The organism is Micromonospora sp. NPDC005710 (assembly GCF_040630995.1).
Classification (GTDB): Bacteria; Actinomycetota; Actinomycetes; order Mycobacteriales; family Micromonosporaceae; genus Micromonospora.
Genome location: NZ_JBEXYP010000046.1, coordinates 1 through 9,647, shown reverse-complemented (window position 1 = coordinate 9,647; position 9,647 = coordinate 1). Strand labels below are relative to the sequence as shown.

The 9,647-nt window shown below is 71.0% G+C and carries 6 protein-coding genes; 2 read left to right on the top strand and 4 right to left on the bottom strand.

Annotated features, from left to right (window positions below; all coding sequences use genetic code 11):
- Window positions 1-924: 924 nt before the first annotated feature.
- From uvrC to rsgA, 4 genes are all read right to left on the bottom strand, one after another.
- The gene (uvrC, locus tag ABZ406_RS30510) at window positions 925-2,913 is read right to left on the bottom strand and encodes an excinuclease ABC subunit UvrC (RefSeq protein WP_357768968.1); all 1,989 of its coding nucleotides are present in this window, start codon (window positions 2,911-2,913) and stop codon (window positions 925-927) included.
- Between the two features lie 186 nt (window positions 2,914-3,099).
- Entirely contained in the window at window positions 3,100-3,582 is a 483-nt protein-coding gene (locus ABZ406_RS30505; RefSeq protein ID WP_357768966.1) for a Rieske (2Fe-2S) protein, read from the bottom strand.
- A gap of 167 nt (window positions 3,583-3,749) precedes the next feature.
- A complete protein-coding gene (gene uvrA, locus ABZ406_RS30500; RefSeq protein WP_357768964.1) occupies window positions 3,750-6,695 on the bottom strand; it encodes an excinuclease ABC subunit UvrA in 2,946 nt (981 codons plus the stop codon).
- Between the two features lie 180 nt (window positions 6,696-6,875).
- The gene (gene rsgA, locus ABZ406_RS30495; protein ID WP_357768962.1) at window positions 6,876-7,946 is read right to left on the bottom strand and encodes a ribosome small subunit-dependent GTPase A; all 1,071 of its coding nucleotides are present in this window, start codon (window positions 7,944-7,946) and stop codon (window positions 6,876-6,878) included.
- Window positions 7,947-8,126: 180 nt separating this feature from the next.
- Here rsgA and ABZ406_RS30490 point away from each other — a divergent pair, with 180 nt between their 5' ends.
- Window positions 8,127-8,843 carry a maleylpyruvate isomerase family mycothiol-dependent enzyme gene (locus tag ABZ406_RS30490; RefSeq protein ID WP_357768960.1) on the top strand — a complete coding sequence of 239 codons (717 nt, stop codon included), beginning with the start codon at window positions 8,127-8,129 and terminating at the stop codon, window positions 8,841-8,843.
- Between the two features lie 7 nt (window positions 8,844-8,850).
- Window positions 8,851-9,504 (top strand): MBL fold metallo-hydrolase, encoded by a 654-nt coding sequence (locus ABZ406_RS30485; protein ID WP_357768958.1) that lies wholly within the window; start codon window positions 8,851-8,853, stop codon window positions 9,502-9,504.
- Window positions 9,505-9,647 lie beyond the last annotated feature (143 nt).

Here is a 9,647-nt window from a genome sequence, read left to right as displayed (position 1 = left end):
GTGGTCTTACGGATCAGATCGGTACGCATGATGGCGTGCTCCTCTGCATTCGGGGGACACCCGCGCGACCTCGGGGGTGGTCGTGTGGGGGAAAGGTTTTGGGGGTGCCCGGCGACCCGCGGAAGGGGGGGGTCGGCGTCGGGACAGGGTGTAACGGGTGCTGGCGGCGGATCATTCCGCCTGCCGGCCGGGGGTCGGCCGGTGGTGTTCGGCCGTGCGGGGGTGTAACGGTCCCGGCCTGCGGGGTGTTCCCGCGTTGCCAGGGTGGTGGTGCTCGGTGGTGCGGGGGATGTAACCGGGGCGGCTCGGCGGATGTTCCCGGCGGCTGCCGCGCCCTGCGACTCGACGGTCGCGGTGGTCTGCCAGGTATAACGACCTAGGCCGGCCGCCGATTCCACCGCCGGAGTGGCCCCGACCACCCGACAGGCAACACCGAACCCGACAAACCACCCAGTCCGACACCTTGCCGAACCTGACACGGCGGCCACACCAGCATGATCCACTCGGGTTCCGGGAAAACGCGGTGTCCCGGCGCCAGGGATACCCCGACTTCCTGAAACCCGAGTCGATCATGCCGACCTGCGCCGTTCATGCCCCAAAACGACCTGCACGACCCTGCCCGACCACGGGACCAGGCACGACCACGGAAGCAGGCACGACCACGGGACCAAGCCCGACCACGGGACCAAGCCCGACCACCGGGACCAGGCACGCACCCTCGGCAGGGCGCTGACACGGTTCCGAGCCCTCAGCCCCACCCGAGATCGTGCTCAATCCATGAAACAGGCCCCTCCCAACGCAGACGAGGCCACTACAACAAGGATCGAGCGCGATCACGCGCGCGCTCGATGCCCCTCGCGGGACAAGCGACGGCAGCCGGCAGGGGCTGGTTGACCGCCTTCAGCCGGGCGAGTAGGGCAGCGGTCAGGTGCTGGGCTTGGCCTCCGCGCCGTCGCCGGACTTCGTGTCGCTGTCCAGGGCGGCCAGGATCGCCTCGGCGGTACGCCGACCCACCCCCGGCACCTCGGTGATCTCTTCGACCGTCGCGGCCGAGAGTCGCTTGAGCGAGCCGAAGTGCCGCAGCAGTGCCTTGCGCCGCACCTCACCCAGGCCGGGTACGTGGTCCAGCGCCGACTCGGTCATCCGCTTGGAGCGGCGCTGCCGGTGGAAGGTGATGGCAAACCGGTGGGCTTCGTCTCGCACCCGTTGCAGCAGGTAGAGCCCTTCGGAGGTGCGCGGAAGGATGACCGGGAACTCGTCGTCCGGGAGCCACACCTCTTCGAGCCGCTTGGCCAGGCCGCACAGCGCCACGTCGTCGATGCCCAGGTCGGCGAGGGCCTGTGCGGCGGCCGCTACCTGGGGGGCGCCGCCGTCGACGACGACCAACTGAGGCGGGTACGCGAATTTTCTAGGCCGGCCGGTGGTCGGATCGATCAGGACACCGACCTGCGGCTCGACCTCGTCCTGGGGGGCGGCCGCATCGTCGGCCGACTCCACGCCCACCTCGCCGGTCTCGGCCCTGGCGTCCAGGTAGCGGGCGAAGCGGCGACGCAGCACCTCGGACATCGCGGAGAGGTCGTCGGTGGCGCCCCGGACGATGAACCGCCGGTACTCGCTCTTGCGGGGCAACCCGTCCTCGAAGACCACCATGCTGGCGACCACGTCGGTGCCCTGGATCTGCGAGATGTCGAAACACTCGATGCGCAGCGGCGAGGTGCTCATGCCCAGCGCCTCGCTGATTTCGTCGAGTGCCTTGCCCCGGGTGGTCAGGTCGCCGGAGCGCTTCAGCTTGTGCCGGGCCAGCGCGTCCTTGGCATTGCGCTCCACGGTCTCCATCAGGGAGCGCTTGTCGCCGCGCTGCGGCACCCTCAGCGACACCCGGCTGCCCCGGTGGTTGGAGAGCCATTCGTTGAGCGCGTCGGCGTCGGCGGGCAGCTCGGGGACCAGTAGTTCCCGGGGCACGTCGGCCTCGCCGTGCTCGCCGCCGTACACCTGGGTGCAGAAGTGGTGCACCAGGTCCCCGGTGGTCAGGTCCTCGGTCTTTTCCACCACCCAGCCGCGCTGGCCGCGGATTCGGCCGTCGCGGACGTGGAAAACCTGCACGGCGGCCTCGAGCGGGTCGTCGGCGAACGCGACGACGTCCGCGTCGGTGCCGTCGCCGAGCACCACAGTCTGCTTCTCCATAGCGCGGCGCAGCGCTGCCACGTCGTCGCGCAGCCGGGCGGCCCGCTCGAACTCCAGCTGCTCACTCGCCTCGGTCATCTCGCGTTCGATCTTGCGGACCATGGTGTCGGTGCGCCCGGCCATGAAGTCGCAGAACCCGTCGACGATGGCCCGGTGTTCGTCGGCGGAGACGGTGCCGACGCACGGTGCCGAGCACTTGCCGATGTAGCCCAGCAGGCAGGGGCGACCGACCTGGCCGGCCCGCTTGAACACCCCGGCCGAGCACGTCCGCGCCGGGAACACCCGCAGCAGCAGGTCGAGGGTCTCGCGGATGGCCCAGGCGTGCGAGTAGGGACCGAAGTAGCGCACGCCCTTGCGCTTGGCGCCGCGCATCACCTGCAGCCGTGGGTACTCCTCGTCGAGGGTGACGGCGAGATAGGGGTACGACTTGTCGTCGCGGTAGCGGACGTTGAACCGCGGGTCGTACTGCTTGATCCAGGTGAACTCCTGCTGGAGCGCCTCGACCTCGGTGCCGACGGTGATCCAGTCCACCGACTCGGCGGTGGTGACCATCTGCCGGGTGCGCTCGTGCAGGTTCCAGGCGTCGCCGAAGTAGGAGTTGAGTCGGCTGCGCAGATTTCGCGCCTTGCCGACGTAGATCACTCGGCCGGTGCCGTCGCGGAAGCGGTAGACCCCCGGTAGCTCCGGGATGGTGCCGGGTGCGGGGCGGTAGGTAGAGGGGTCAGCCACGCCGACAAGCCTAGTCCGCAGCACCGACAGCCCACCGCAGGCGCGTGATCCACTCGACGTCCCGGAGGTCGGGGTGTCGGCCCACGGCAGACACCCCGACGTGCCGAAACGCGGTTCGGTCCGGGCGACGCCGCGCCGCCCGGCCGATCAGCGTGCGCCGCCCGGGTGAGCTGACCCCGCGTCGGATCAGGCCAGTGAGATCTGGTCGCCGGTGACCTTGATGTTCTTGGGCGGCAGCGGCTTGGTGGCCGGGCCGGCCTTCACCGAGCCGTCCTCGATCGAGAACTTGCTGCCGTGGCAGGTGCAGTTGATGGTGCCGCCGTCGACGTTCGTCACCGGGCAGTTCTGGTGCGTACAGATCGGGCTGAAGCCCTTGAACTGGCCCGCCGCGGGCTGGGTGATGACCACGCCCTCGGCGGCGAGGACCTTGCCGCCACCGACGGGGATGTCGGCGGTGGTGGCCAGCGACTGGGCGTTCTGCCGGTCGCCGCCGCCGGCGTCACCGGTGCTGGGAACGGCGGGGCCACCACTCGTGGGTGCGTCGCTGCCGGTGCCGTCGTCACTGCCGCAGGCAGCCAGGACGACGGCCGCGCCGACCGCCCCGACGCCGGTGAGCAGGGTACGACGTGTGTGCGTACCCGGACCGGTCACTGCCTGATCGTCACTCATGCCTCGCCTCTCGGTAGCCGCTGCGCCGGCCGAAGGCCGGTCACACTTCTCCACACGGGCAACTGTGCCGGATGGTTCATCGCGGCATTCGTCCGACCCGGCAAATGGGGCGGGGCGGGCCGTCGACCGACCTGCCCCGCCCCGCCAGACGAACACCCGCAGCGACGTCAGCGTGCGGCGGCCGCCACCTTGCGGCTGGCCCGCGCCTTGGTCACGCCGTTGGCCTTGGCGGCCCGGGTGGTGGCGGAAGCCGCACCCTTGGCCTCGCCGTCGAGCTTGAGCACCTGGCGCAGGAACTCGCCGGTGTGACTCTCGGCCACCTCGGCGACCTCCTCGGGGGTGCCGGTGGCGAGCACCATGCCGCCGCGGTGGCCACCCTCGGGACCCATGTCGATCAGCCAGTCCGCGGTCTTGATCACGTCGAGGTTGTGCTCGATGGTGATCACCGTGTTGCCCTTGTCGACGAGCCCTTCCAGCACCATCAGCAGCTTGCGGATGTCCTCGAAGTGCAGACCGGTGGTCGGCTCGTCGAGCACGTAGACCGTCCGCCCGGTGGAGCGCTTCTGCAACTCGGAGGCGAGCTTGACCCGCTGCGCCTCACCACCGGAGAGGGTCGGCGCGGGCTGACCGAGGCGGACGTAGCCCAGGCCGACGTCGACGAGCGTCTTGAGGTGCCGGTGGATGGCCGGGATGGCGGAGAAGAACTCGGCGCCCTCCTCGATCGGCATCTCCAGGATGTCCGAGACGGTCTTGCCCTTGTAGTGCACCTCGAGGGTCTCCCGGTTGTACCGGGCGCCCTTGCAGACCTCGCAGGGGACGTACACGTCGGGCAGGAAGTTCATCTCGATCTTGAGGGTGCCGTCTCCGGAGCACGCCTCGCAGCGCCCGCCCTTGACGTTGAAGGAGAAGCGTCCCGGGCCGTACCCGCGCACCTTCGCCTCGGTCGTCTCGGCGAACAGCTTGCGGACGTGGTCCCAGACGCCGGTGTAGGTGGCCGGGTTGGAGCGCGGTGTCCGGCCGATCGGCGACTGGTCCACGCCGACGACCTTGTCCACGTGCTCCAGACCGGAAACCCGGGTGTGCCGGCCGGGCACCAGTCGGGCACCGTTGATCTGGTTGGCCAGCACCGCGTACAGGATGTCGTTGACGAGCGTCGACTTGCCCGAGCCGCTGACCCCGGTGACCGCGATCAGCTGGCCCAGCGGGAACGGAACGGTCAGGTTGCGCAGGTTGTGCTCCCGAGCGCCGTGCACCACCAGCTCGCGGGCCGGGTCCAGCGGACGGCGAGCCGTGGGCGTCGGGATCGACCGGCGACCGGACAGGTACGCCCCGGTGATCGACTCCTTGTTCTTCAGCAGCGCCGGCACCGAGCCGCTGTGCACGATCTTGCCGCCGTGCTCACCCGCGCCCGGCCCGATGTCGACGATCCAGTCGGCGGTGCGGATGGTGTCCTCGTCGTGCTCCACCACGATCAGCGTGTTGCCCAGCCCACGCAGCCTGATCAGGGTCTCGATCAGCCGGTGGTTGTCGCGCTGGTGCAGCCCGATCGACGGCTCGTCCAGCACGTAGAGCACGCCCACCAGGCCGGAGCCGATCTGGGTGGCCAGCCGGATGCGCTGCGCCTCACCGCCGGACAGCGTGCCGGCCGGGCGGTCCAGGGAGAGGTAGTCAAGCCCCACGTCGAGCAGGAACCGCAGCCGGGCGTTGATCTCCTTGAGGACCCGCTCGGCGATCAGCTTCTGCCGGTCGGTCAGCTCGATGCCGGCGAGCAGGTCGGCGCACTCCCCCACTGACAGGTTGCAGACCTCGGCGATGCTCTTGCCGGCAAGCGTGACAGCGAGCACCTCGGGCTTGAGTCGGGCACCCCCGCACGCCGCGCACGGCACGTCGCGCATGTAGCCCTCGTACTTGTCGCGGGACGACTCGGACTCGGTGTCGGAGTGCCGGCGCTCGATCCACTGCACCACGCCCTCGAAGCCGGTGTAGTAGGAGCGCTCGCGGCCGTACTTGTTGCGGTAGCGCACGTGCACCTGGTCGTCGGAGCCGTGCAGGATCGTCTTCTGCGCCCGCGCCGGCAACGCCCGCCACGGGGTGTCGACGTCGAAGTGCTGGGCCTCGCCGAGGGCTTCCAGGAGGCGCAGGAAGTATTCCAGGTTGTGCCCGGTGGCCCAGGGCAGGATGGCGCCCTCGCGCAGGCTGCGCTCCGGGTCGGGAACCAGCAGCTCCGGGTCGACCTCCTTCTTGGTGCCCAGACCCGTGCACTCCGGGCAGGCGCCGTAGGGCGCGTTGAAGGAGAACACCCGGGGCTCGAGATCCTCGATCGCGAGCGGGTGGTCGTTGGGGCAGGCCAGGTGCTCGGAGTAGCGGCGTTCCCGGTCCGGGTCGTCCTCCGGGAGGTCGACAAAGTCGAGCAGCACCAGGCCACTGGACAGGCCCAGGGCGGCCTCGACCGAGTCGGTGAGCCGCTGCTTGGCGCTCGGCTTGACGGTGAGCCGGTCGATCACCACCTCGATGGTGTGCTTCTCCTGCTTCTTGAGCTTCGGCGGCTCGGTCAGCGGGTGCACCACACCGTCGACCCGGGCCCGCGCGTAGCCCTTGGCCTGCAGCTCGGCGAAGAGGTCGACATATTCGCCCTTGCGGCCACGGATCACCGGGGCGAGCACCATGAACTTGGTGCCCTCGGCCATGGCGAGGACCCGGTCGACGATCTGCTGCGGGCTCTGCCGGGAGATGCGCTCGCCGCAGACCGGGCAGTGCGGCTCACCGATGCGGGCGTAGAGCAGGCGCAGGTAGTCGTAGACCTCGGTGATGGTGCCGACTGTCGACCGCGGGTTGCGCGAGGTGGACTTCTGGTCGATCGAGACGGCCGGGCTCAGGCCCTCGATGAAGTCGACGTCCGGCTTGTCCATCTGCCCGAGGAACTGCCGGGCGTACGAGGAGAGCGACTCGACGTAGCGGCGCTGCCCCTCGGCGAAGATCGTGTCGAAGGCCAGGCTCGACTTGCCCGACCCCGACAGCCCGGTGAACACGATGAGTGCGTCCCGGGGCAGGTCGAGACTGACGTCACGCAGGTTGTGCTCGCGCGCGCCACGGATGATCAGTCGGTCGGCCACGGTACGGGTACTCCCGGGAGAAGACGAAGCGAAGGATGTGTCCCGCTCTGGGCGGTCTTGAGCGGTCGTGCGGGCGCGGAAAACACGCCTCGGCAACTCTAGCCCCGAGGTACGACAGTTTCCCTCGCCCGCACATTCCCCCAGCTCAGCCCGGTCGGCCGCGCCTCGACAGGTGCCCGGTCAGTAGCCTCCTGGCGTCGGCGGGCGTTCGGCCCGGCGCCGGGCCGAACGCCACCCGCCACGCCGCTCGGCGGCCACCCGGGCCTCCCGCCGTCGACTCTCGTGGACCACCTCACCCTGCAGCCGCCGCCAGCTCTCCCACCGGCGGGTGGAGAGTTCGCCGACGTGCAGCGCCTCCCGGACCGCGCAGGCGGGTTCGCCGTCGTGACCACAGTCGGCGTACCGGCAACCCTCGGCCAGCCCGGCGATGTCGGCGAAGGCCCGGTCGAGCCCGGCCGCGCCGTCCAACAGGCCGACCGCCCGGACGCCGGGCGTGTCGATCACCGCCCCGCCGCCGGGGATCGGTACGAGCGCCCGCCAGGTGGTGGTGTGCCGACCCTTGCCGTCCACGCGACGGATCGCCTGGGTAGGCATCATCACCGCCCCGACGAGGGCGTTGACCAGGCTCGACTTGCCCGCACCGGACGGGCCGAGCAGGCCGAGTGTGCGGCCCGGCGCCACCTCGGCGCGCAGCGGGTCCAGCCCGAGACCGAGTTCGGCGCTGACCGCCAGCACCGGCACTCCGGGGGCGACCGCGGCCATCTGGCGGGCCAGCGCGGCCGGGTCGGCCGCGAGATCGGCCTTGGTCAGGACGACAAGTGGCCGGGCGCCGGACTCGTGGGCCAGGGAGAGCAGCCGCTCGATGCGGCCCACGTCCGGCTCGGGGTGCACCGGCTCCACCACTGCGGCGGCGTCGAGGTTGGCGGCCAGCACCTGGCCGCTGGCGTCCTTGCCGGCGGTACGCCGGATCAGCGCGCCGCGCCGCGGCAGCACCACCTCCACTGTCACGCGGCGGTCCGGCCAGTTGGTGAGCAGCACCCAGTCCCCGGCGCAGGGCAGCGCGGACGGGTCCCGCGCGGCGGCGGCCAGGACCGCCCCACCCAGGCTGGCCCGGACCGGGCCGGCTGCGGTGAGCACGGTGCAGACCCCCCGGTCCACCCGGGCCACCCGGCCCGGCTGGTGCTCGCCGCGGCGTGCGGCGTACGCCGTCCGCTCGGCGTCCCAGCCGAGGGCGGTCAGATCGATGGTCATGGCATCCTCATCGGTGTCGACGTTGGTGATGGCGGAACACGCGTGCCACGTCCGGCATGATCACCACCCCCCGTCCGATGTCCCGGTGCCGCGTCTGCCGCTGACGGTAGGTGGCGCGCCGACGCGCCGAAAGCGATTTCCGCGACGACGGCGCGGGCGGCGGACCGCTAGGGTCGACGGGTGACCACGGATCCGCTGCTGCTGATGGGCGAGGTGGACGCGGCCACCGGCCGACTACTGCGTACCGTCGCGTCTTTCGACGCCGCGGACCTGGCCGCCGCGTCGCTGCTGCCCGGCTGGACCCGCGGGCACGTGCTGGCGCATCTGGCGCGCAACGCCGACGGCTTCGTCAACCTGCTCACCTCGGCCCGCACGGGGCAGGCGCTGCCGATGTACGCCTCGCTGGAGGTCCGTAACGCGGACATCGAAGCCGGTGCGGACCGGCCGCCGACGGAGCACCTGGACGACCTGCGCCGCACCGCGGACCTGTTCGCCGAGGCGGTCGCGGCGATGCCGGCCGACGCGTGGGCGGCGACGGTGCAGGCGCGTAAGGGGCCGTGGCCGGCCGCGCTGCTGGTCTGGGGTCGGTTTCGGGAGATCGAGGTGCACCACGTCGACCTGGCCGCCGAGTACCGCGCCGCGGACTGGTCGGAGAACTTCGCCCACCGGCTGCTGCGTGAGGCGGCGAGCCATCACGCCATGGGGCCGACGCCGCCGTCGATGGTGCTGCGCCTCGACGGCAGCGAGCACGAGGTGGTGATCGGCGACCGCGTCGGCGCCCCGGTCGTCGCCGGTCCCGCCCCCGACGTCGCCGCCTGGCTGATCGGCCGCGCCGACGGCGCCCCACTCTCCGTCACCCCCGACGGTCCCCTGCCCACTCCACCGGAATGGATGTAGAAACGTCATGACATACAGCGGAGACGTCACGCACGGCGGCCCACCGGCGGTTCGGGAGCTGGACGGGCTTACCATCAGCAAGCTCTCGGTGGGCCCGATGGACAACAACGCCTACCTGCTGAGGTGCACGGGCACCGGTGACCAGTTGTTGATCGACGCCGCCAACGAGGCGCCCCGGCTGCTCGAGCTGATCGGCGACGGTGGGCTCACCGCCGTGGTGACGACCCACCAGCACATGGATCACTGGGTGGCGCTGGAGGAGGTCGTCGCGAAGACCGGCGCCCGGACGCTCGTGCACGCCGACGACGCGGCGGGGCTGCCGATCGACGCGGAGCGCCTGACCGACGGTGACACGGTGCCGGTCGGCGACTGCGCGCTGGAGGTCATCCACATCAAGGGGCACACCCCGGGCTCGATCGCGCTGCTCTACCGCGACCCGGCCGGCACCCCGCACCTCTTCACCGGCGACAGCCTCTTCCCCGGTGGGGTCGGCAACACCGACAAGGACCCGGAGCGCTTCGCGGCGTTGATCGCTGACGTCGAGCACAAGCTGTTCGACCAACTGCCGGACGACACCTGGTTCTACCCGGGCCACGGCAAGGACAGCACGCTGGGCGCCGAGCGCCCCGCCCTCCCCCAGTGGAAAGCCAGAGGCTGGTAACCCACCACCAAGATCAAATCCACCGGCGGCCGCGGCACCCCCGCACCAACCGGAACCACGACGGGGGCGGGGGCCCGCCGTGCCCGGCGCAGGGATCAAGCTTGACCGCCCGGAGCCGGGCACCGAACAGGTCACGCAGGTAC